Genomic DNA, 23,349 nt, shown 5'->3' on the forward strand with positions numbered 1-23,349 from the left:
TAGGAGGAAAAATGGCAACTACAAAAACAAAAATAGGTGATTTTGAGTTTGAAAACTGCTTTATGAATGCTGCTGGAGTTTACTGTTATGACAAAAACGAATTGGAACAAGTGATAAATTCACAAGCTGGAACATTTGTTACCAAAACTGCGACATTACAGTCACGTCCTGGAAATCCTGAACCTAGATACCACGACACAAATTTAGGAAGTATAAATTCAATGGGTCTCCCAAATTTAGGATTTGATTACTATTTAGAATATTTATTAGAATTACAGAAAACACATCCTGATAGAACTTTCTTTTTCTCGCTTGTAGGAATGTCGACAGAAGACACTCACGCATTACTAAAAAAAGTTCAGGAAAGTGATTTTAAAGGAATAACAGAACTTAACCTGTCTTGTCCAAATGTGCCAGGAAAACCTCAAATTGCCTATGATTTGGAAACTACTGAAAAATTATTAACAGATATTTTTTCATATTTCAAAAAACCACTTGGAGTAAAATTGCCTCCTTACTTTGATATTGTCCACTTCGATCAAGCAGCTGCAGTATTTAATAAATTTCCACTAACATTTATAAACTGTATAAACAGTATTGGAAATGGGCTTGTGATTGAAGATGAAAGCGTTGTAATAAAGCCTAAAAATGGATTTGGCGGAATTGGAGGAGAATATATAAAGCCAACTGCTCTTGCCAATGTTCACGCATTTTATAAAAGATTAAATCCTTCTATCAAAATTATTGGAACGGGAGGAGTTCTTACGGGACAAGACGCTTTTGAACATATTCTTTGTGGAGCAAGCATGGTTCAAATCGGTACGACTTTACATAAAGAAGGTCCTAGTGCTTTTGAAAGAATAACTAACGAATTAAAAGCTATTATGGATAAAAAAGGATACAAAACTATCGAAGATTTCAGAGGAAAATTGAAATATTTATAATTTTTTCAACCCACTATTTTAATGGTGGGTTTAATAATAAAAAATAAAAAGTAAAGTAAACAATGAAATAAGGTGATAGAAATGGATAAAATAAGTTTGCTTCAAAAAATAATTGATGAAAGTAAAAGAATCGTCTTTTTTGGAGGTGCGGGAGTTTCCACAGAATCTGGCATCCCTGATTTTAGAAGTGCAAATGGAGTCTACAATTTAAAACTTGATAGAAATTTTTCTCCAGAAGAGCTTGTTTCCCACACAATGTATGAAAAATATCCTGAAGAATTTTACGATTTTTATAAAAAACATCTCGTTTATCCAAATGCAAAACCAAATTTCGCTCATAAATACTTGGCAAAGTTGGAACAAGATGGAAAATTGAAGGCTGTAATTACCCAAAATATCGACTGTCTGCATGAAATGGCTGGAAGTAAAAATGTCCTGAAACTTCACGGAACTGTTGACAGCAATACTTGTATTATTTGCAGTCAAAAATACAATATGGAAGAATTTTTAAAAATCTGTGAAACTGAAAATATCCCGCATTGTTCAAAATGTGGCGGAATTATAAAACCAGATGTTACTTTATATGAAGAAGTACCTGATCCAGATACTTTTAGAAAAGCAATAAACGAAATATCCAAAGCTGATACACTAATTATCGGAGGAACTTCGCTTATCGTGTATCCAGCAGCTTCTCTTGTACAGTATTTTCAAGGAAAAAATCTCATTTTAATAAATAAATCCAAGACTGAGCAGGATAATTTTGCAAATTTAGTTATACACGAAAGCATAGGCGAAGTTTTTAAAAAATTAAAATAAAAAATAAATAAAGAGGTAAAAATGATAAAAGTATTATTTGTCTGTCTAGGAAATATATGCCGTTCTCCAATGGCAGAAGCAGTCTTTCGAGAAATGGTAAAAAAAGAAGGGCTATCTGACAAAATTATTATTGATTCAGCTGCAACAAGTTCTTGGGAACACGGAAATCCAGTTCATCACGGTACTAAAACTAGGCTTGCTAAAGAAGGAATCGGTGTTGAAGGAATGTATTCCAGAATTTTGAATAATGATGATTTGGATGCCGATTATATTATTGGAATGGACGAAAGTAATATAGAAAATATAAAACTTTTTACAAATGGAAAAAATAAAGGTGAAATAAAAATGCTGTTAGAATACGCAGGAGAAAACCGAGAAATTAAAGATCCGTGGTTTACTGGCGATTTTGACACAACTTATGATGATGTTGTAAAAGGTTGCAGTGCATTGTTAGAATTTATTAAAAAAAATGACTTTAATATTTAATTTTATAATTCAATATTCAATAAGTTATAAAACAAGATTACTACAAAAAGACTTTCGAGAGAACAATTTCTTGAAAGTTTTTTATTCTATTTTTTTTGATTTCTGAACTCTTTTGGAGTCATATTATAAAATTTGAAAAATTTTTTGTAAAAAAATGTCTGATTGGAAAACCCGACTTCTTCAGATATTTCCTGTATTGAATAATTAGTATTTTTCAAATATGAAGAAGCGATATTCATTCTTTGAATTAATTGCAATTCTTTAAAATTTTTCCCAGTTTTTTCTTTAATTAAAGAAGATAAATATTTCGGATGATAGCCAAAAAGTTTTGCCATTTTTTCTATTGTGCAATCATTATAAAAAGATTCTATATAGTTCAATATTTCAAAAATAATATTTGAAGTATCTCCGTTTATTTTCACAATATGCTTGTTATGGTTTAAATCATAAAGCCGCAGCAATTCTATAAAAATAATGTCAATATAAGACTGAATGATTTCCTTACTATACTTATTTTTATTATGATACTCAAGCAAAACCTGATTAAAAAGATAAATAATCTTATCATTTTTTCCTGTCCTAAAAACTATGTAGTTATCGTGTATTTTATTCATTGAAAGCGAATTAATAATAAATGATGCCAGAATACTCTGTTCGTGTATGCGTTTACTTAATGAACTTGAGAAATAATCGTTACTCATACTGATATTAAATATGATGTCGTTTTCTTCTATTTCCGTTTTTGCTCTCACAACATTTTTATCAAAAATACACACATCTCCCTGATACAATGTCAATTCCTCGTTATCAATAATATAAGTACATTTTCCCGAATAAATATAGTTTAAATTTACATTTGAATGGCAATGGAAAGGAACTGAAGTATATCTGGAATCCCTCATCATTGAAATTTCCTTGCTTTTTAACTTATCTACTTCAAAAATTATAATTTTTTTCCCATTGACAGTTTTTTTCTTCAATTTTTTATATAATGGTGAAGTATTATTTGGATTTTCTAAATAAAACTCTTCTCTTGCAGTATTTTTTCTAATGTATTTGTCAAATTCTTCCAAATTCATTTTCATCATCTCCTTCCACTTTTTATTATACCTTACTTTTTGTTATAATATAAGTTGTTTTTTGATATTATTTATTTCTTTTTTATAGTTTATAATATACTCAAAGAATAAGGAAAATAGCTATAATCCAAAAAAATATCAGGGAGGAAAAAATGAACTATAAAGAACTTGCAGAAAAAATTTTAAATAATATAGGAACTTCAAAAAATATAGAAAGCTATACTCACTGTGCTACAAGATTGCGTTTTAACTTGATTGACCCATCAAAATTTAATCAGGATGAGTTAAAAAAAAACAAATGGAATTATGGGAACTGTAGTAAGCGGAAATCAGCAACAGGTTATAATAGGACCAGATGTACAACATGTTTATAATGAAATAAGAAATTTATTATCTCAGTTAGGAAATAATATTTCTTTAGAAAAAAATCCTTCAAGTGAAGTATCAAAAGAATCAAAGAAATTTTCATTTGATGAAATGTTAGACACCATTTCAGGAATATTCACTCCTATATTATCAGCAATTACAGGAGCTGCAATGATAAAAGTAATTGTTATTTTATTGACAATAACAGGACTATTGAAAGATAAGTCACAAACACAAACTATCTTAAATTTTGTCAGTGATACACCTTTCTATTTTCTTCCAGTTATGCTTTCGTACTCTGCAGCAGTAAAATTTAAAATGAATCCTATGATGGGAATGCTACTAGGATTAATGATGATTCATCCAAAATATCTGGAAATGGTAAAACTTGGAGAAAATATAAGTTTTTTTGGAATACCTGTAACTCTTGCAACATATACATCCACAGTTATCCCAATAATATTAATAATCTGGGTTGCATCATATGTAGAAAAATTATCTGATAAACTTTCTCCAAAATCTATACGTTTCTTTTTAAAACCATTATTAACTTTACTTATTATGATTCCATTGGCATTTTGCATGATTGGGCCTCTTGGAACAATTGCAGGACAATTATTAGAAAAAATGTTAAACTTGCTACAAATTAACTATCCATGGACATTACCAATTATCTTTGGAGCTTTTGCACCAGTAGTTATTATGTTTGGAATGCATTACGTTGTTACTATTCCATTAGTTATCACAGCAATTAATGCAAATGGATTTGATATGATAGGACCGGGATTTTTGGTGGCAAATATGGGACAGGCTGGTGCTGCACTTGCAATAGCACTTGTTTCTAAAGATAAAGATTTTAAATCAATGTCAGCTTCTTCAGGTTTAACTGCATTATTTGGAATAACAGAACCTGCAATGTATGGGGTAAATCTGAAATTGAAAAAACCTTTCCTTTTCGCTCTCTCAGGTGGACTGCTTGGAGGAATTATTTGTGGAATTGCAGGAGTAAAAAGAGTTGTTTTTGGGCCTACTGGACTTGCAACACTTCCTATTTTCATTGATCCTAAAAACAATATGAATTTTATCTTTGCAATTATAGGATTAGTAATAAGTTTTATCACTTCATTTGCATTAACTTATTTCACATACAAAAATAAAAATACTTTACAATAGCTAAAAAACTAAAGTTATTATATTAATATAACAAAAATATTATAATATTGAAAGGAAAAATTTTAATTATGAATAAATTTACAGAAAATTTTTTATGGGGCGGAGCATTTTCAGCTTCACAGTCAGAAGGTGCTTGGAATAAAGATGGAAAAGGAATAGATACACAAGATTTGAGATATTTTGATTCTCTGTGGACAAGGGAAGAAAGAGATAAAAATAGAAATATAAATATGACAAGTAAAATATTTGAAAAGGCTTTAAAAGATACGGATGATAAGCATTATCCTTTCAGATGGGGAATTGATTTTTATGAAAATTATAAAAATGACTTGGATTTATTTCAGGAATTAGGATTAAAAATTTTTAGAACTTCTATCAGCTGGAGCAGAATATTTCCAAATGGCGATGACAAAGAGCCAAATGAAGCAGGAATAAATTTTTATCTGAACTTATTTAAAGAATGTCAGAAAAGAAATATAAAAGTTTTTGCTACAATTCTTCATTACAATATTCCAGTAAATTTAATTACTAAATATGGTGGTTGGAAAAATAGAAAACTAATTGATTTATATGTGAGATATGCCAAAACTTTATTTGAAAAATTAGGAAATTATGTTGATTTCTGGCTTCCATTTAATGAAATTAATTGTAGTAAATTCAACCCTTATAATGGCTGTGCATTAATAAAAGATCAAGAAAAAGATTATGAACAGGCAATTTTCCAATGTATTCATCATCAGTTTATAGCTAATGCTTTGGCAATTAAGACAGGGAGAGAAATTTTACCTAATGCAAAATTTGGTGGAATGATAGCACGTTTTACAACTTATCTCGCAACATGTAATCCAAACGATGTTATGCAGAAAATTTTAGATGAGAACTATAAAAATTATTTTTATACTGACGTAATGGCAAGAGGAAAATATCCATCCTATACAAAAAGAACGTTTGAAGAAAAAAATATTTCCATTAAAATTCTTCCTGAAGATGAAAAAATACTTTCAGACAATACTGTTGACTTTTTATCATTTTCCTACTATATGTCAATGGTTTCCTCAACAGATTCAACCCTTGAAAAAACAAGCGGAAATTTAGTTTCTAGAAATAAAAATCCTTATTTAAAAGCAAGTGAATGGGGATGGCAAATCGATCCGATAGGACTTAGAATTTCTCTAAATGATATGTATGATAGATACCAGCTTCCAATTTTTATAGCTGAAAATGGAATTGGAGCCAAAGACATATTGACAGAAGATAAAAAAATTCACGATGAATACCGTATTGAATATCTAAAGGAACACATAAAGCAAATGTCTGAAGCAATACATGACGGAGTAGAATTACTAGGGTATACAATGTGGGGAATTATCGATATTGTAAGCTGTGGAACGCTAGAAATGTCAAAAAGATATGGTGTAATTTATGTAGATAGAAACGAAGATGGGAATGGAACTAATTTGCGATATAAAAAAGACTCGTTTTACTGGTACAAAGAATGTATTGAAAAAAATGGAAATATATAAAAATATAATTATAAAAAGAGAGACGATTTTAAATAACCATCTCTCTTCCCAAATTTTACATTACTATTTAATTTCCCAAGAAGTTTCAATCTTTTGGCATACCTTAATTCTCTCACAATTAAATTAATTAGCGTAAAAAATTATATCTAAATTCCAATTTTTTTATAATTTTTCAATAATTTTCTCTCATCATCACTTCTCTTTCACCTCTATTTTACTCTCAATTTATCTTAAATACAAGTTTTTTTCAAAATAATAAAAAAATTATTTTAACAATATAAAAAGTACACCTTCATGCTCTTTTAGAACACTTCCAGTGTACTTAACCTTTATTCTACAATAAATAACCATTCAGAAGACAATTCGTGTTCTCCGTTGATTACTTTTTCATATTCTGATTTTAACAATTTATGAAATTTACCTGCTTGTGGTTTTGCATTAAAGTCTAACTGCCCAATAGGACGTTTGTCCAATGATTCTGCATAAGTAATTTTCATTGCTGTTCCTGTTACTAGCAGTTCGTCTGCTGTAAATACCATTGATCTGTCAATTTTTCCACGATTTATTTTATATCCATTGTGTTCCAATAATTCCAATGCTGATCTTACTGTAATTCCTTCAAGAGCTGCGTTTCCAGTATCAGGGATTATTATTTGCCCTCTGTAAACCAGTATTATATTCGCAACTGACACTTCTACCACATTTCCAGCATCATCAAACATTAATGCATCGTCGTAACCATTTCTTTGTGCATCACTTGTTGCAAGGAACGAGTTAATATATGAACCTCCTGCTTTTGCTTTCGTAGGAATTGCTGAATCATTGTATTTTCTATAAGTTGAACTCATTAAGTTTAGTCCGCCTTCTGTACTTACATAATCTGCAAGCGGTAGCATGTAAATTGCCAAATCAAAGTCTAATCCTGCCTTTTTAGGTGACAATCTAGGCTCTTTACAAAATACGAACGGACGCATGTAAAAATCTTCTTTTACATCATTTTTCTTAACTAATTCTGTAACAATATCTTTAAATTCATCCCAAGTTATAAAATATTCAAATCCTAACATTTTTGACGCATTCATAAGTCTTGTATAATGATCTTTCAGTCTAAAAATCGCTACTTTCCCATTTCTATAATATCCTCTGATACCACCAAAACAAGTTGTCCCATATTGTAAACTATGTGTAGCGATACTAACTGTCGCTTTTTCAAATTCCACTATTTCTTTATCGAAATATGCAAATTTCATAAATTCTGCCTTTGCCATCTAATTTTACCTCCATATTTTCAGTATTTTAATATTTACTTTTATATTTTAACACTTTTTTTTAATTATGTAAAATTTATTTTTTTTACTCAATCATATATATTATATATGTTTAAATGTTAAAATTATAACACCTTCTTAATTTTATTATACTTTGAATTTGTAAAATTAGACTCCATAAACTTTCATAAGCTCATCAAGTTCTTTTTTCTCTTCTATTTCCTGAACTTTTTTTACAGATAATGCAATTGATTTTCTTTTTTCATTAATATCCGTAATTACAGCCTCAACTTTATCTCCAACTGAGAATTTTTCAGAAATATCCTTCAAAAATTCCTCTGTTAACTCACGTTTTGGTATAATTCCGTTAAATCTGTCTGTTAATTTAACAAGTACAAAGTTTTCCTGAATTTCGACAATCTCAGTATTTACAATATTTCCTTTCTTATATTGTTCAATTGCTTCCTTCCAAGGTGATTTTTCTAATTGCTTGATACTTCCAGAAAGTTTTTTATCAAGTTTATCAACTACAATTACTTTAAATTCGACTTCATCGCCAACTTTGTATTCTTTATGTTCTTTTTTATCCCATGAAAATTCGTTTTTATGAATAAAAACTTCTATTCCTTTTTCTAATTCCACAAAAATTCCATAATCCTGAACATTCATGACCTTTCCTTTAAATGTATTATCAAAGTCATAAGTTTCCTCAAGAACTTCCCATCTGTCATCAAGCAATGCTTTAGCACTTAAAGTAATTCTATTTTTTTCATCGTTAAAGTCAACTATTTTAAATTTGATTACGTCTCCTGCTTTATATTTTGAAGTTAAATTTGCTTCTCTCTTGTATGACAAGTCAGACACATGTAAAAGTCCGTCAATATCTTTTTCCAGTGAAATTAATAATCCAAAGTCAAATACTTCTGTTACTGGTTTTTCAATAATATCTCCAATATGGTATTTTTCCTTGACTGTGTCCCAAGGATTTTCTGACAATTGTTTTACACTTAACTTAACGTTTTTCTTTTCATCTTCAATTTGAATAATTTTTGCAGAAAATTTGTCTCCTTCCTTGTAGTTTTTAAGCTCTTTAGCACCATTATGCCAAGCCAGCTCTGAAACATGTACAAATCCAGAATTACCGTCAACAGTCACAACTATTCCAAAATCAAGTACATCCTTCACGACTGCTTCGACTACATCTCCTACATTATGGCTTGCTGCAAATGCAACCCAAGGATCTTCTGATAATTGTTTTATACTTAATTTTAATCTATTTTTCTCAGCATCCTTTTCAATAATTTTAGCACTTATTTCATCACCAATTTTATATTTTTCAGTCAAATTATCCACTTGATCCCAAGAAATTTCAGATATATGAATAAATCCACTAGTTGCTCCCAAGTCCAAGATAATTCCAAAGTCAAATATTTCTTTAATTTTACCAGTAACAACATCTCCAATATTTACATTTTCTAAATATTTTTCTTCTTCAATTTTTATTAAATCACTTCTTGAAATAGTTATGTTGCTCTTATTTTTTTCCTTTATTAAAAATTTAAATTTTTGTCCTGTGTAATCTTTGTTTTTGTCAAATCTGGCAAGTGAAAATGGTAGAAATGCTTCATTTTTTCCGATTCTTACGGTGTATCCACCTTTAATTTTCTTAATAATTTCTCCTGTTACAATGTCATCTACATTAAATGATGCTAGTTCTTTTGCCTTATCCAATACAAATTTTGAAACAATGATGTTCTCATCATCTTCTCTTAAAACTTTTACTTCAATTTTATCTCCTATTTCAAAGTCTTTAACCTCGCTTGCATAAATTCTTCCTTCTTTCTTTGCATTCATATCAAGAAAACCATAATCCAGTTCTTTTCTAGTAATAACTCCTTCTACTATATCTCCAGATTTTTTTTCTTCTGGTAAATAATCTTCCAATAATAATTCAAATTCTTTTTCGTTCATTTTGCACTCTAGAACTGCTATTAAAAGCCAGTTCTTCTCCCTTCTTTTTTATTTATAAAAATTATTCTTCAAAAAATTTATCAACTTCAATTATTTTTCTTAATTCTTCTAATAATTTCTTTTCATTTTCTATATTTTCTTCATTTTTTGAAATTGCTCTAAGCTTTAATTTTTCTCCCTTAGCTGCTCCAAGCATCATTACTCCAAATACATTCTTTGCATTTACAATTTCATTTTCTCCAACTTTTTCTATTTCCAAAGTCAAATTATATTTCTTTGCGATATTGACAATTTGTCCAGATGGTCTTGCATGAAGCCCTTGCTCATTTTTTATTTCCACAATAATTTCTGTCATAATTTGCCTTTCCTGTCTTTACCTACTCCCAAATCTATGTGAAGCAATACACTGTAGAATTAAATAAATCAATTATAATTATTTATTTTAGTTTTTACACAATTATACTATACTTTAATTGTAAATCTATGTAAATAATATCATTTATTCAGTTAAAAATCAATGTCTATCTTCTTATTTTTATAAATTTTTTAATAAATTACACCACAGTAATTATATTTATGTTATTCTCATTTAAATAACGAAATTATTACAAATTTTTCTAATAAAAGGTATAAACCTAATATTTTCAAATAATTAAAATACAATTTTCCTTTTTCAAATAAAGTTTAGTATAAATAATTCGTATAGCATTTTTATATACTGGAAAAACTGAGCATAGGGAGTTTTTTATTAATGCAAAAAATGCTGTAGACTAGCCATAGTTTATTGCGTAATAATTAGCACAATTTTAATTCTTAGGATTGTAATATATACTCAAACCTATTTAAAATTAAACTACTAAAAATTATATTGATTTAGGGTTTGAGTAAAATAGTCATATAGTTTTAAAGCAGTTTTACTATACCAATAAATAACTTTCTTAAAATAAACAAAAAAGAGAGCCATATAAAATGACTCTCCAAATTTATTTTAAAAATTTTAAATTCAATTATTGATTAATGAATCTTACATTACTAAAGTCAACGTTTTGGAAGAATAATTCAACTCTTCTGTTGTTGTATCTTCCTTCAACTGTGTCATTAGTATCAGCTGGGTTGCTTTCTCCTTGTCCAGTAATTGATCCATAAGAGATTGAGTTTTTCAATCCATAATCTTTCAATAATCTAGCAACGTTTTGTGCTCTTGCTACTGATAATTTTTGGTTATAAGCAGCTGATCCAGTTGAATCTGTATGTCCAACGAAATCAATTGAACCACCTTCAGCAAATTGGTTAATTACTCCAGCGATAGCTTTCAAGTCTGAAGCTTCATTTTCGTTAGGTACTCTTCCATCTACTTTAAATCCTCTGATTACACATTTTTTCTCATTTGCTGAACAGCTAAATGGTAATGTAGCAGTTGTTGGTTGATTAATATCTTTTGTTTGTGGTTCTGTAGGTACTGGAGTTGGTACAGGTACTTGCACAGTTTGAGTTATGATTTTAGGTGCTCTGTCATTTTTCAATTGTCCAAATCTATATCCTACTCTAACTCCTACTGAATCCATATGATCTCTGTCTCTTTGACCTGTAGCAGTATCTTTATATTTAAATCCTGATCTTTCATAAATAGCCTCTAATGAAACTGGTCCAAATTCAGTACCTATCCCTGCTGCTGCATATAATCCTCCAGATAATTTTCCATCATTTGCTCTAACCTCTTTAGAGTCTTTAGCGAAATTATACCCTGCTCTTCCTAATACATATAAAGCGTCATTTCCACTGTTAGTAGTAATTAAATTAAATTTACCTAAAGCATAAACTGGTACACTTCTACCAATTCTTTCATGCGGTGTAGATTTAGTTTTCAATTTACCTGAATTAGATGAGAATTTATATTCTGATCCTAACCCCCATTCAAATTCACCTTGGTTGTCAACAATATATTCTAAACCAAGTGTTGGTCCATTTTTTAATCTAGCATCTTCTCCTGCAAGGTTAGTTCCGTTTTTGTATTTTCTGTAGAAATCATATCCACCTTTAAATTGGAATTCAGATGCTACAGCATTTAAAGCTAATAAAGCTGTTCCTAAAATTACTAATTTTTTCATTTCAATTCCTCCTGAATTTCATTTTGTTTTCTCTAACTTTTTAAGTTGTTACTATTTTCTTCTAATCCTCTATTAAGATTATACAACATTTTAGAAGAAAATGCAACACTTTAGCATACAATTATATTCTTTAGCTAAAACTTTTTGTTTACAATTTATAATATCATTTTTTTTATAAAAAGTCAACAAAAAAATTAAACAATACACTATTTTAACCTTTATTTTAGTATATTCATCTATTAAAACATCCTAATTTTATTGACTTATAAGTCATTAAATTTTTTGTTTTTTTTTGATATTTTATAATTATAATCACTGGTTATTTTTAACATTATCAAAAAATTTTCTATATACTTATTAATTTATCAATAGAAGTTTCTAATTTTTTCAATAATGCGATACGATTTTTTTTCAATTTTTCGTTATCAGTATTAATAATTACATTGTCAAAAAATTGATTAATCGCAGATGCATTATTTAGCAATGTTTCAATATAATTTGAAAATTCTGTATTTTCAATACTTTCCAATTGATTTGCTAAATTATACAATGTCTTTTCTTCTTCCAATTCAAATAAAGTACTGTCAATATTTAGATTTTCATTTTTTTCATCTTTCACAATATTTTTTACACGTTTCAAAAGATTTATCAAAATTTCAAAATTTTCAGTTTGTGATAATTTCAGAAGTTCAGATAATTTTTTATCAAGTTCCACAACATTGCTTTCAAGATTTATCTCATAATTTATAAGATCTTTTTTATATTTTTCAGAAAGTACGTTAATTATTCTTTGTTTAAAGAACTCTGTCACATCCTTCACAACATCTTTTTCCAGTACTTTTTTATCAGCCGAAAAAATTTCATAAGCCTTTTCAATTAATTTTTTGTAGTCAAAGGATAATTTTGAATTTAATGTGACTTGGATAATTCCTTGTGTAGCACGTCTTAATGCGTAAGGGTCTTTCGAACTTGTTGGTTTTAGTCCAACTGCAAAACATCCAATTATTGTATCCATCTTGTCAGCTATTCCAGCGATAGCACCTTCCACAGTTGTTGGAAGTTCATCTCCCTGATAACGTGGCAAGTAATGCTCAAAAATCCCAAGTGCTACATCTTTATCTTCTCCCTGCTTTTCAGCGTAAACCGAACCCATAAACCCTTGTAATTTTGTAAATTCCTTTTCTCCAATTACATTTGAAACAAGATCGGCTTTTGCTAAATCCACTGTTCTTATAATATTTTCCTTCTTATCATTCAAGTTCAATTCTGAAATCAAATATTCAGCAATTTTCTCACTTCTTTTAACTTTTTCAAAAATTGTTCCCATATCCTTTTGGAAAGTAACTTCCTTTAGTTTTTCCACATTATCTGCAAATTTATTTTTCAAATCTTCATCAAAGAAGAATTTTGCATCAGCAAGCCTTGGCTCTACAACCTTTTCATTCCCTTTTTTGACAGTTTCCGAATATTCAGGTGCATTTCTTATAACAATAAATTTATTCGATAATTTTCCGTCTTTATCTTTTACTGGAAAATATCTTTGATGAGTTTCCAATGTAATCGTGATAATATCTTCAGGAAGCTGCAAATAATCCTTGCTAAATTCACCTTTTATTGCATATGGATATTCTACTACATTAACTACTTCATCCAATAAATATTTATTGATTATCGCTGTATCGCCATCATTTTCACCATTTTCCCTTATGCTTTTCAAAATTTCTTCTCTTCTTTTTTCACCATCTACGATAACAAAATTTTCAAGCAATATTTTTTCATAGTCAATCGGATTATTAATCTCAATGTCCTGAGAAGCAAAATATCTCATTCCACGAGTTTTATTACCGCCTTTTAGACCTTCAAACTCAAAAGGTAAAATTTCTCCATTATCAAACAAAGTTACAAACCATTTAATCGGTCTTACAAATCTAAATGTTCTGTCCGCCCATTTCATTGACTTTTCAAACTCTATTTTCTTTATTGCATTTTTCAATATTTCAGGTAAAATCTCCTTAGTATTTTTTCCTGCAATAAATTTTTCAATTGAAATATACTTTCCTTTTTCATTTTCAATAATTTTTATATCATCAATCGTAGCACCTTGCGACTTCACAAACCCTTCTCCAGCTTTCGTAAGCTGCCCATCCTTATAAGCAATCTCAACTGAAGGCCCTACGCTTTTCTTATCCAAGTCATCCTGTTTTTCAGCCAAATCCTTTATAATCGCAGTAACCCTTCTAGGTGTACTAAACGACTCAATCTCTGAAAACTTTATTCTTTCAGCCTTTAATTCATTTTCTATTATTTTTTTCAGATCTTTTTCCGCCTGATCCACATATCGTGCAGGCAATTCTTCCAATCCTATTTCAAAAAGAAAATTCATAATTAATTCTCTCCTTTACAAATTTACATTTTTCTTTTAACGATTTTTTCTCTAAATAATATCTAGAATATTACATTTTTTTAAGAAATTCTTCTTTAGTAATTAAATATTTGTTTTACTGAAAAAATATTCCCCATTTATTTTTTATTCAATAATGGGAATCCCAATCTTTCCCTTGCCTCCACAAATTTTTCAGCACATTTCTTAGCCAAATCCCTGATTCTTAAAATGTAGGACATTCTTTCTGTTGTACTGATTGCCCCTCTTGCATCAAGGTTGTTGAATGTGTGTGAGCATTTTAGGACATATTCGTAGGCTGGGAATACTAAGTCATTGTTTAGGCAGTTTTGAGCTTCCTTTTCATACATATCAAAAAGTTGGAAGTGCATTGGAACGTCTGCCACTTCAAAGCTGTATTTTGATAATTCGTATTCAAACTGGAATCTTCTTTCTCCGTATTTTACGCCTTTTGTCCATTCTAAATCTTTTACATCGTCCTTATTTTGTAAATAAAGTGCAATTCTTTCAAGTCCGTAAGTTATTTCAGATGGAACAATGTCAACTTCCAGTCCTCCAACTTGCTGGAAGTACGTAAACTGTGTGATTTCCATTCCATCCAGCCAAACTTCCCATCCTAATCCCCATGCTCCAAGTGTAGGACTTTCCCAGTTGTCTTCCACAAATCTTATGTCGTGTTCCTTAGGATTAATTCCTAATGCCACTAAACTTTCTAAGTAAAGTTCCTGAATATTTTCTGGTGATGGTTTCATAATTACCTGAAACTGATGATGTTGATACACTCTGTTAGGATTTTCACCGTATCTTCCATCTTTGGGACGACGTGATGGCTCAACATAGGCAACATTCCAAGGCTCAGGACCTAACGACATTAAAAAAGTATCTGGATTAAACGTTCCCGCACCTGTTTCAATATCGTACGGATTTGATATTATACACCCTTTATCTCCCCAGAACTTTTGAAGAGTTAATATAATTTCCTGAAAAGTCATTTTTCTCTATCCTTTCTCTATTTTTCCTATTTTTCGTATCTAAAATATCTTTACTAAATTAAATCTATAAATAACATAACAACTTTATATTTATCAAATTTATTAAATATTTTTCTTTTTTATATTTATTTTTAACGTAAGGGCATCAAACACCATGCCCTTACAACCCCGCTTTACGCAAAACTTTCTTATAAAGAAAAAATAAAACTCGATTTTGAACCAAGGTTATTTTAATTCAAATAACTGCATATAATTCAAAACATATTTCAAAATCTCAGACAGTTATTTTTTCCTTAACGAAATTTTGCTTAATTCATATTTAATTAAATTATCTTGTGTAACTAAACTAAAACTGTCGTGATTTTTTTGAAATGAAATTGACTGTCTGAGCTTTTTCAAAACTTTTAAATTATAATCAATTTAAGAGTTGATAATAATCTTTATTAAAAAGCGAGTTTCAATTTTATTTCAAAAAAATGCTTAGACAAGCGGGGTTTGCAAAGGGGATGGCGACTGTTCCCCTTTGCTTTATAAAAAAGGAAAAATATATAAATTACATAAAAAAGTATTATTAATCAATAAAGTTTAATTTAGATATTCGTAACTACTTTTTACTATTTTTCAAATATTTTCTTGCTAAATAATCAATTATAATAATATAAATACCAATATGCACATACATATCTGCCACATTAAATACGAAAGCCCAGATTCCTCGAAAATCTATCATGTCAATTACGTATCCACGAAGAAGCCTGTCAATCATATTTCCCGTAGCTCCAGCCGCAATTACTGCTACTCCTATTTTTGTCCATTTGCTGTAATTCTTAAAGTTTTTATATTCTACAGCGATTACGTATATAATTAGAACTGCACTTGCTATTGTAAATAAATTGATTTTCCCTTGCAATAGACCAAAAACTCCGCCGTGATTTTCAACATAAGTCAAATGAAAAAATTTATCTATTACTGGTATAGAAAAACCTTGCACTCCACCTGATACATTGAACATCAGCTGCTTTGTAATCTGATCTAATGCAGCTAAAACCAAAATAATAATTATATAAGGCATTCTTTTCTCCTCACATTTTTTATTAACACATATTTGTAAAAAACGAACTAAATAAGTTATTTTTATTTAGCTATATTTAGTCCTATTTTACAAAATAAATTTTATGTTACATTTTTTCCAGAACGCTTGCACATCTTGGACATACATCTGGATGATTGTGGTTGTGTCCAACTTCCTCATCGTATTTCCAGCATCTTTCACATTTTTCTCCAGACGCTTTTTCCACAGCGATCTTTATTCCTTCGATTTCGCTTTCTGCTAAATTATCATTTACAAATTTAACTTGAGATACGATAAATAAGTCAGAAACTTCATTTTCTGTATAATCCTTTATAAATGAATATTCATCATTGGCAATGTTTAAAAGGACTCTTGCATCAAGAGAATGTCCTATTAATCCATTTTGTCTTTCTGCTTCCAGCTTTTTGTTCACTTCTCTTCTTAGACGTGCAATTTTATCCCATTTTTGTGCTAATTCTTCATTCAAGTATTCAGGTCTTGCTTCAATCCATTTTGATAAATGTACACTTTCTTCTTCTTTTAACGTTTCTGGTATTCTTTCCCAAATTTCATCAGCTGTAAATGACAATACTGGAGAAATCATTCTTACTAGCACTTTTAGAACTTCTGTCAATACAGTCTGTGTGCTTCTTCTTTCAATTGAAGTTGTTCCTTCGCAATAAAGTCTGTCTTTTACTATGTCCAGATAGAATGAAGACATTTCCATTGAGCAGAAATATGTAATTTCCTGGAATAGACTGTAAAATTCGTATTTATCGTAAAATTCTGTTGTTTTAGCCTTCAATTCTTCCAGTTTGTGCATTGCCCACTTGTCAATTTCAAACATATCCTTGTAGTCAACTTTATCATTTGCATAATCAAAATCATTTAAGTTACCCATCAAAAATCTGGCTGTATTTCTGATTCTTCTATAAGCGTCAGACATTTGCTGCAAGATATTTTCCGAAATTCTTACATCTTCTCTATAATCTACTGAAGATACCCACAATCTTAAAATATCTGCTCCATATTTTTCTGTAATATCTTTTGGAAGTATTGTGTTTCCTAAAGATTTAGACATTTTTCTTCCTTGACCGTCCATTGTGAATCCATGAGTTAGGATTCTCTTGTAAGGTGCATCTTTTGTACTTGCGATTGATGTCAATAACGAAGATTGGAACCAACCTCTATGCTGGTCACTTCCTTCAAGGTATAAGTCTGCTGGTCTTGGCAAGTTTCTTGGCACTAGCACACTTCTATGTGAAACTCCTGAGTCAAACCAGACGTCCATTATACTTCTTTCTTTTCTAATGTCCACATCTTTCAAGTTATATTTTTCTAAAAGTTCATCCCCGATAATTTCTTTGGCTTCATATTTCCACCAAATGTCAGTTCCTTCTTTTTTTACCATTTCAATTACTCTGTCCATAATTTCTGGCTCATAAATAACTTCATCAGTCGCTCTGTCGTAAAACAATGGTATTGGTACCCCCCATACTCTTTGTCTTGAAATAGTCCAGTCTGGACGAGTTTCTAACATTGAACCAATTCTATTTTTACCCCAAGATGGTACAAATTCTACATCATCTAGTGCTTTTATAGCATTTTCCCTAATATCGCTTTCATCAATGCTAATGAACCATTGCTCAGTCGCTCTGAAAATTACAGGTTTTTTACTTCTCCAGTCATGCGGATACGAGTGAACAAATTTGCTGTGATGCAATAAATGTCCGCTTTCTGTCAAGTCCTGCACAATTACATTGCTTGCTTTTGCATAAAACATTCCTTCGTATTTTCCAGCTTCCTTTGTCATATGCCCTCTGTCATCAACTGGCGACAATACTCCAAGTTCGTATTTTCGTGAATAATTGTAATCGTCCGCCCCGTGTCCAGGTGCCGAATGTACTGCTCCAGTCCCTGCATCAGCTGTAACATAATCTCCAAGCATTACCAGCCCTTCTCTATCTAAGAACGGATGTCTATAATGAGTTTTCTCAAGTTCAGTACCTTTAAATTCCTTCAATAATTCATAAGAAATTCCAAGTGTATTAAATACAGTTTCAGCCAATTCTTTTGCAACTACAAGATTACCTTTTTCTGTTTTGTATAATCCGTAGTCAAATTCAGGATGTAAAAATACTCCCAAGTTTGCAGGCAATGTCCAAGGTGTTGTTGTCCAAATAAGAATACTTGCTTCTTCCACACCTAATTTATCTAATAAGTCCTGTGTCCCTTCAAATTTTACATAAATTGAATGAGATTCTACATCCTTGTACTCAATTTCCGCTTCAGCCAAAGCTGTTTCAGTAGTAGGAGACCAGTAAACTGGTTTTAGCCCTTTATAAACATAACCATTTTCGTAAATTTCCTTGAATACTTTTAACTGTTCCGCTTCATACTCAGGCATTAAAGTGATATAAGGATTATCCCAATTTCCTAAAATTCCAAGTCTTTTGAATCCTTCTTTTTGTTTTTCTACCCATTTCAAAGCATATTTTTTACATTCTTGTCTAATTTGCAATGGAGTCATATTTTTTGCCTTTTCTCCAAGTTCTTCCATTATTTTCCACTCGATAGGAAGACCATGTGTATCCCATCCTGGAATATATGGTGCATTATAACCTCTTAATCTTTTATATTTTAAGATAATATCCTTTAATATTTTATTTAATGCATGCCCAATGTGAATATCTCCATTTGCATATGGAGGCCCATCATGTAACACAAAAAATGGTGCCCCTTCGTTTAATGATTTTTCATAAATTTCAGCTTTTTTCCAGTCCCTTAATGTTAAAGGTTCTTTTTGTGCCAAATTAGCTTTCATTTTAAAGCTCGTCTTTGGTAAATTTAGCGTTTTTGCATAATCTACCTTGTCTTCCACATTATTATTTTCCGACATTTTTCCTCCTATATTTTTCTTTTAAATTATTCTCTTTATTTATATTTTTTATTATATCATAATTTTATACATTTTAAAATAACTCGCTTTATATATTATTTTTCTCTTAGTTATTATCCTTAAATATACAAATAAGGAGATACCAAATTTTTAGTATTCTCCTTTTTCTTTAATTATTATATCTAAATTTTTAAATTTTATTCAAATTTTTGATTACTAATGTATCATTCCTGCTCCAACAAATGTCAAAACACCTAAGACAAGTCCATATAGTACAGAATATTTAATCGTTTTTCCTAAAAGTTCCCCGTCTTTTCCATTTAATGCTGCAGAAACTGATGTTACAATTGCGATATTTTGTGGTGAAATCATTTTACCACCTGTAGCTCCAGCGGTATTAGCCGCAATTAACAATGATTGCAATGCCGGATTTTGTGATAATCCTTTCGCTACTCCTACTTGAATTCCACCAAATAACAAGTTAGATGATAAATCACTTCCTGTAACAAACGTTCCAATTGTACCTAAGAATGGTGCAATGAATGGGAATCCTGATCCAGTCAATGTTTTAAGACCATCTGCAATGCTTGCTGTCATTCCACTGTGCTTCATAACTACTGAAAGTGCTACAATCCCCATGATTACCAACATTTTATCTAATTTATGATAAATTGTATGACCTAGTACTTCAACCATGTCTTTTACTTTTACTTTTTGAATAAATCCTGCGATAACTGTTGCTATAAATAAGGGTGCAGCTGGTGCCAAAATCCATTTAAACGCAACTCCAGCTTCTTTTGCACTTTTTGCATCTCTAAACCAAGTTGCCCAATGCCCAAATGAAAAATCAATCGTTGAAATTGTATGCTCGTGTAAAGGCTCATTTATAACTTTAACAACTGGACTTGTCCCTACAATTAAAACTACCATTAAGATATATGGAAGCCAAGCTAAAATTGCATCTTTAGTAGAAACTGCCACAGTTTCAAATCCTTCTTCCGCCTTAACAAACATTTTTGTTGCGACAATCATTAAAATCATTGCTATTAAACTTGAAATAATTGTAGGAAGTTCAGCTCCAGTCGTCATAGCTATTAATGGCTGTACCATATATCCAATAATTGATGCGATAACTACTGGTAAAATCCCTTTTCCGAAAGCTGGATTTTTTCCGCCATCTATTTCTTTATTTGCAAAAACTACTAAAATAAAAGGAATAACACAAGTTAATAGTAACAATAGCAATGATGTAAATAATGCTGTCTGTTGAGCATTTAATCCAAAGTTTGAAATCATTGTTGTAACTGGAAGTCCCACTGTTCCAAATGCTGTTGGTGTCGAATTTGCAAGTAAACAAATCATCGCCGCTGTCATAGGAGAAAATCCTAAAGAAATCATAATTGCCGCTGGAATTGCAACCGCTGTCCCATATCCTGCAATACCTTCTATAAATCCACCAAATCCCCAGGCAAGTATTAAAGCTTGTGCACGTCTATCTGATGTAATGTTTCCTAACATCGTTTTGATAATTTCAATTTTACCATTTTTTACTGATAAGTCATAAGCAAAAATAGCTGCTATTATTACAAATCCAATTGGCATCCAAGCCACTGCAAACCCTTCAAAAAGTGAAGCAATAATCCCTTGAACTGGAATTCGCCAACTTGACATGACAAAGTTCAAAATAATCGCTACAATCAAGCTCGCATAAGTACTAAACAACGCAGATTTTTTTAAAACTGCTAACAAAATTAAAAATAAAATTATTGGTATTAAACCTACTAAAAATTCCATTCTTTCTAAACCTTCTTTCTATGATTTTGTTAAAATAATTAACATTTTATAATATATCTTATCAAATTTTTTTAAAAAGTACAAATTTTTTTCTAAATTAAATTTTAGCCTATTCCAAAACTAAACAAATAAAATTAAACAATTCTAACTTTGAACAAATTAAATCTAATTTTCAAACTCTTATTTAAAGCCCCTTTCTTGTAAGTCCAACTCTTCCTCTTTCTTTATCCAGCGACAATATTTTAACTTTTATAATTTGTCCCACAGAAAGTTCCTTTGTAGCGTCTGAAACAAATTTTTCCGCTATCTCAGAAATATGTATCAACGCATCATTTTTTAACCCTATATCAACAAATGCCCCAAATTTTGCTACATTTCTAACAGTTCCTTCCAGAACCATCCCTTCTGTCAAATCATCCATATTCAAAATATCTGAACGTAAAAGCGGTTTTTCAAATTCATCACGAGGATCACGTCTATCCTTTAATAGTGCTTCGTAAACATCTTTCGCAGTTTCCCTTCCAAAATCATTTTCCTTAATAATTTTTTCCAAATCTATTTTCTGCAATTTTTGTCTTACAACATCCAAATCTTCTTTTAAATCCTCAACTTTACATCCAGCTTCCTTCAAGATAATTTCTGCAATTTGATATGATTCTGGATGGATAATCGTATTATCAAGCGGATTTTCACTATCAGGAACAACAACAAATCCTGCCATCTGCTCAAATGCCTTATCTCCAAGCCCTTTTACCTTTTTAAGCTGTTTTCTGTCTTTAAAATCACCATTTTCGTGTCTATAATCCACAAGATTTTTTGCCACATTCTTCTTGATTCCAGAAACAAAACTTAATAATGCCCACGAAGCTGTATTAATATTGACTCCTACGTTATTTACCACATGTTCAATTGTCTGCTCCAAAGTTTCATTTAGCTTTTTCTGATTTACATCATGCTGGTACATTCCCACTCCAATTGATTTTGGATCAATTTTTACAAGTTCTGCCATCGGATCCTGAATCCTTCTCGCAATGGAAATCGCACCTCTTGCCGTAACATCCAAATCAGGAAACTCCTCAATAGCAATTTTGGAAGCAGAATAAATTGAAGCCCCAGCCTCATTTGCAATCAGATACGAAACTTTTTTCTTAGAATCCTTTATTACATCGGCAACAAAAGCCTCCGTTTCCCTCGAAGCTGTCCCATTTCCAATTGCAATAATATCCACGTCATATTTTGCTATATAATCCAATATTTTTTTCTTTGCAGCAGCAAGCTGTCTTTCGTTATGTACTCCATCTACAAGAAAAAGTACATCATTTGTTTCATAAAATCCATCTTTATTAATAATTACCATCTTGCAGCCTGTTCTATATCCTGGATCCAATCCCATAAGCGTTTTTTTGGATAAAGGTGGTTGCAATAGCAGTTTTTCCAGATTTTCAGAAAAAATATTGATTGCTTCCTCTTCCGCTTTTTCTGTATAGATATTTCTCACTTCATTTTTTATAGACGGATAAGCCAGTCTGTCCAGCGAATCTTTTATAATTTCCTTAAAAAATTCAGTTAAATTTTTATTTTCAAAAGTATTCAGAATAAAGTTTGTTATAACTTCTTCTGTTTTTTCATCAATATCAATGTCAACTTTCAATATTTTTTCCTTTTCTCCACGATTTAACGCAAGAATCCTATTTGAAGCACTTCTACCAATCTGCTCCGAATATTCATAATAATCCTGATAAACACCTTTTTCATCATTTTCTTTATTTTTCTCAATAACTTTAGAAGTCAAAATCCCAAATTTTGCAATTCTATCCCTTAAAAATTCTCTGATTTTAATATTTTCCGAAATATTCTGAGCAATTATCAAATGTACTCCTTCAATTGCAGCCTTAACATCCGCCACTTCTTCCGTAACATATTTCTTGGCTTCTTTTTCCAGTTGTTCCATTGTAGTCCCTTTGGCTAATGCAAACTCTGAAAGAGGCTCCAATCCTTGATCTTTTGCAATATCCGCCTTTGTTTTTTTCTTTTTCTTATAAGGCAGGTACAGATCTTCAACTTCCTGCAATTTCATCGCATTTACAATACTTTTATGCAATTCCTCAGTTAGTTTTCCTTGCTCCTCAATCAGCCTTATAACTTCCTCTTTTCTCTTTTCTAAATTTCTATAATACGTAATTTTTTCAATTACATCCCGAATCTGCTCCTCATCCAAATTTCCTGTAACTTCCTTCCGATACCTAGCAATAAACGGTACAGTCGCCCCTTCATCAAAAAGTTTTATCGTATTTTCCACTTGTGGTACTTTAAAGTTCAGTTCTTTTGCCACACTAGCTACAATATCCAATGTCTTTCCTCCATTTACAGTTTGATTTTTTTATTTGAATTTATCAAAATCTATTTTAGCATAATTTATAAAAAATAACCAGTTGAATAATTTTATAAATTAGAAAG

Annotated in this window: 17 protein-coding genes; 6 read left to right on the forward strand and 11 right to left on the reverse strand. The window is 30.4% G+C overall.

Translation table 11 applies throughout. The features are described from left to right. The first annotated feature begins 11 nt into the window (after positions 1-11). The 3 genes from ACEG17_RS01900 (at position 12) to ACEG17_RS01910 (ending at position 2,246) form a co-directional block, all read left to right on the forward strand. Positions 12-944, forward strand: a complete 933-nt coding sequence (locus ACEG17_RS01900) for a dihydroorotate oxidase (RefSeq protein WP_372582345.1) — start codon at positions 12-14, stop codon at positions 942-944. Between the two features lie 81 nt (positions 945-1,025). Continuing rightward, on the forward strand, positions 1,026-1,760 hold the full coding sequence (locus ACEG17_RS01905; protein ID WP_372582346.1) for an NAD-dependent protein deacylase: 735 nt from the start codon (positions 1,026-1,028) through the stop codon (positions 1,758-1,760). A 21-nt stretch (positions 1,761-1,781) separates the two neighbouring features. After that, positions 1,782-2,246, forward strand: a complete 465-nt coding sequence (locus tag ACEG17_RS01910) for a low molecular weight protein-tyrosine-phosphatase (protein ID WP_372582347.1) — start codon at positions 1,782-1,784, stop codon at positions 2,244-2,246. A gap of 86 nt (positions 2,247-2,332) precedes the next feature. Here ACEG17_RS01910 and ACEG17_RS01915 read toward each other — a convergent pair whose 3' ends face one another. Then, positions 2,333-3,325, reverse strand: coding sequence for an AraC family transcriptional regulator (locus tag ACEG17_RS01915; protein WP_372582348.1), 993 nt, complete (start codon positions 3,323-3,325; stop codon positions 2,333-2,335). A 152-nt stretch (positions 3,326-3,477) separates the two neighbouring features. On the opposite strand from ACEG17_RS01915, the gene ACEG17_RS01920 reads away from it, so the two are divergent. From ACEG17_RS01920 to ACEG17_RS01930, 3 genes are all read left to right on the forward strand, one after another. Continuing rightward, positions 3,478-3,699, forward strand: coding sequence for a PTS sugar transporter subunit IIB (locus ACEG17_RS01920; RefSeq protein ID WP_372582349.1), 222 nt, complete (start codon positions 3,478-3,480; stop codon positions 3,697-3,699). Then, complete coding sequence (locus ACEG17_RS01925; RefSeq protein WP_372582350.1) at positions 3,632-4,864, forward strand: PTS transporter subunit EIIC; 1,233 nt, start codon at positions 3,632-3,634, stop codon at positions 4,862-4,864. The genes ACEG17_RS01920 and ACEG17_RS01925 overlap by 68 nt, the downstream gene beginning before the upstream one ends. Positions 4,865-4,932: 68 nt before the next feature. Then, positions 4,933-6,387, forward strand: a complete 1,455-nt coding sequence (locus tag ACEG17_RS01930; protein WP_372582351.1) for a glycoside hydrolase family 1 protein — start codon at positions 4,933-4,935, stop codon at positions 6,385-6,387. 329 nt (positions 6,388-6,716) lie between these two features. On the opposite strand, the gene ACEG17_RS01935 is transcribed toward ACEG17_RS01930, so the two are convergent. From ACEG17_RS01935 to ACEG17_RS01980, 10 genes are all read right to left on the reverse strand, one after another. Beyond that, positions 6,717-7,655 carry a branched-chain amino acid transaminase gene (locus ACEG17_RS01935; RefSeq protein ID WP_372582352.1) on the reverse strand — a complete coding sequence of 313 codons (939 nt, stop codon included), beginning with the start codon at positions 7,653-7,655 and terminating at the stop codon, positions 6,717-6,719. 168 nt (positions 7,656-7,823) lie between these two features. Then, positions 7,824-9,626, reverse strand: a complete 1,803-nt coding sequence (locus tag ACEG17_RS01940) for a S1 RNA-binding domain-containing protein (protein WP_372582353.1) — start codon at positions 9,624-9,626, stop codon at positions 7,824-7,826. Between the two features lie 61 nt (positions 9,627-9,687). Continuing rightward, positions 9,688-9,981 carry an HPr family phosphocarrier protein gene (locus tag ACEG17_RS01945; RefSeq protein ID WP_372582354.1) on the reverse strand — a complete coding sequence of 98 codons (294 nt, stop codon included), beginning with the start codon at positions 9,979-9,981 and terminating at the stop codon, positions 9,688-9,690. A gap of 652 nt (positions 9,982-10,633) precedes the next feature. After that, the gene (locus ACEG17_RS01950) at positions 10,634-11,734 is read right to left on the reverse strand and encodes an OmpA family protein (protein ID WP_372582355.1); all 1,101 of its coding nucleotides are present in this window, start codon (positions 11,732-11,734) and stop codon (positions 10,634-10,636) included. A gap of 346 nt (positions 11,735-12,080) precedes the next feature. After that, positions 12,081-14,117: a glycine--tRNA ligase subunit beta gene (glyS, locus tag ACEG17_RS01955; RefSeq protein ID WP_372582356.1), complete on the reverse strand. Its 2,037-nt coding sequence runs from the start codon at positions 14,115-14,117 to the stop codon at positions 12,081-12,083. Between the two features lie 137 nt (positions 14,118-14,254). Continuing rightward, on the reverse strand, positions 14,255-15,127 hold the full coding sequence (glyQ, locus tag ACEG17_RS01960; protein ID WP_071123992.1) for a glycine--tRNA ligase subunit alpha: 873 nt from the start codon (positions 15,125-15,127) through the stop codon (positions 14,255-14,257). Between the two features lie 604 nt (positions 15,128-15,731). Further along, positions 15,732-16,232, reverse strand: coding sequence for a signal peptidase II (lspA, locus tag ACEG17_RS01965; RefSeq protein ID WP_372582446.1), 501 nt, complete (start codon positions 16,230-16,232; stop codon positions 15,732-15,734). Positions 16,233-16,305: 73 nt separating this feature from the next. Next, positions 16,306-19,098 (reverse strand): isoleucine--tRNA ligase, encoded by a 2,793-nt coding sequence (ileS, locus tag ACEG17_RS01970; protein WP_372582357.1) that lies wholly within the window; start codon positions 19,096-19,098, stop codon positions 16,306-16,308. Between the two features lie 216 nt (positions 19,099-19,314). Continuing rightward, on the reverse strand, positions 19,315-20,892 hold the full coding sequence (locus ACEG17_RS01975) for an L-lactate permease (RefSeq protein WP_372582358.1): 1,578 nt from the start codon (positions 20,890-20,892) through the stop codon (positions 19,315-19,317). 184 nt (positions 20,893-21,076) lie between these two features. Further along, on the reverse strand, positions 21,077-23,242 hold the full coding sequence (locus ACEG17_RS01980) for a Tex family protein (RefSeq protein WP_372582359.1): 2,166 nt from the start codon (positions 23,240-23,242) through the stop codon (positions 21,077-21,079). Positions 23,243-23,349: the final 107 nt, after the last annotated feature.

This window comes from Leptotrichia hongkongensis, assembly GCF_041538065.1.
GTDB classification, from domain to species: Bacteria; Fusobacteriota; Fusobacteriia; order Fusobacteriales; family Leptotrichiaceae; genus Leptotrichia; species Leptotrichia hongkongensis.

What these genes read in the sequence shown, in the direction of transcription:
- glyQ (WP_071123992.1), bottom strand. Translation starts at nt 15,127, where the DNA reads ATGACTTTTCAGGAAATTATATTAACTCTTCAAAAGTTCTGGGGAGAT.
- ACEG17_RS01900 (WP_372582345.1), top strand. Translation starts at nt 12, where the DNA reads ATGGCAACTACAAAAACAAAAATAGGTGATTTTGAGTTTGAAAACTGC.
- ACEG17_RS01945 (WP_372582354.1), bottom strand. Translation starts at nt 9,981, where the DNA reads ATGACAGAAATTATTGTGGAAATAAAAAATGAGCAAGGGCTTCATGCA.
- ACEG17_RS01910 (WP_372582347.1), top strand. Translation starts at nt 1,782, where the DNA reads ATGATAAAAGTATTATTTGTCTGTCTAGGAAATATATGCCGTTCTCCA.
- ACEG17_RS01975 (WP_372582358.1), bottom strand. Translation starts at nt 20,892, where the DNA reads ATGGAATTTTTAGTAGGTTTAATACCAATAATTTTATTTTTAATTTTG.
- ACEG17_RS01925 (WP_372582350.1), top strand. Translation starts at nt 3,632, where the DNA reads ATGGGAACTGTAGTAAGCGGAAATCAGCAACAGGTTATAATAGGACCA.
- glyS (WP_372582356.1), bottom strand. Translation starts at nt 14,117, where the DNA reads ATGAATTTTCTTTTTGAAATAGGATTGGAAGAATTGCCTGCACGATAT.
- ACEG17_RS01940 (WP_372582353.1), bottom strand. Translation starts at nt 9,626, where the DNA reads ATGAACGAAAAAGAATTTGAATTATTATTGGAAGATTATTTACCAGAA.
- ACEG17_RS01930 (WP_372582351.1), top strand. Translation starts at nt 4,933, where the DNA reads ATGAATAAATTTACAGAAAATTTTTTATGGGGCGGAGCATTTTCAGCT.
- ACEG17_RS01935 (WP_372582352.1), bottom strand. Translation starts at nt 7,655, where the DNA reads ATGGCAAAGGCAGAATTTATGAAATTTGCATATTTCGATAAAGAAATA.
- ACEG17_RS01905 (WP_372582346.1), top strand. Translation starts at nt 1,026, where the DNA reads ATGGATAAAATAAGTTTGCTTCAAAAAATAATTGATGAAAGTAAAAGA.
- ACEG17_RS01950 (WP_372582355.1), bottom strand. Translation starts at nt 11,734, where the DNA reads ATGAAAAAATTAGTAATTTTAGGAACAGCTTTATTAGCTTTAAATGCT.
- ileS (WP_372582357.1), bottom strand. Translation starts at nt 19,098, where the DNA reads ATGTCGGAAAATAATAATGTGGAAGACAAGGTAGATTATGCAAAAACG.
- ACEG17_RS01915 (WP_372582348.1), bottom strand. Translation starts at nt 3,325, where the DNA reads ATGAATTTGGAAGAATTTGACAAATACATTAGAAAAAATACTGCAAGA.
- ACEG17_RS01920 (WP_372582349.1), top strand. Translation starts at nt 3,478, where the DNA reads ATGAACTATAAAGAACTTGCAGAAAAAATTTTAAATAATATAGGAACT.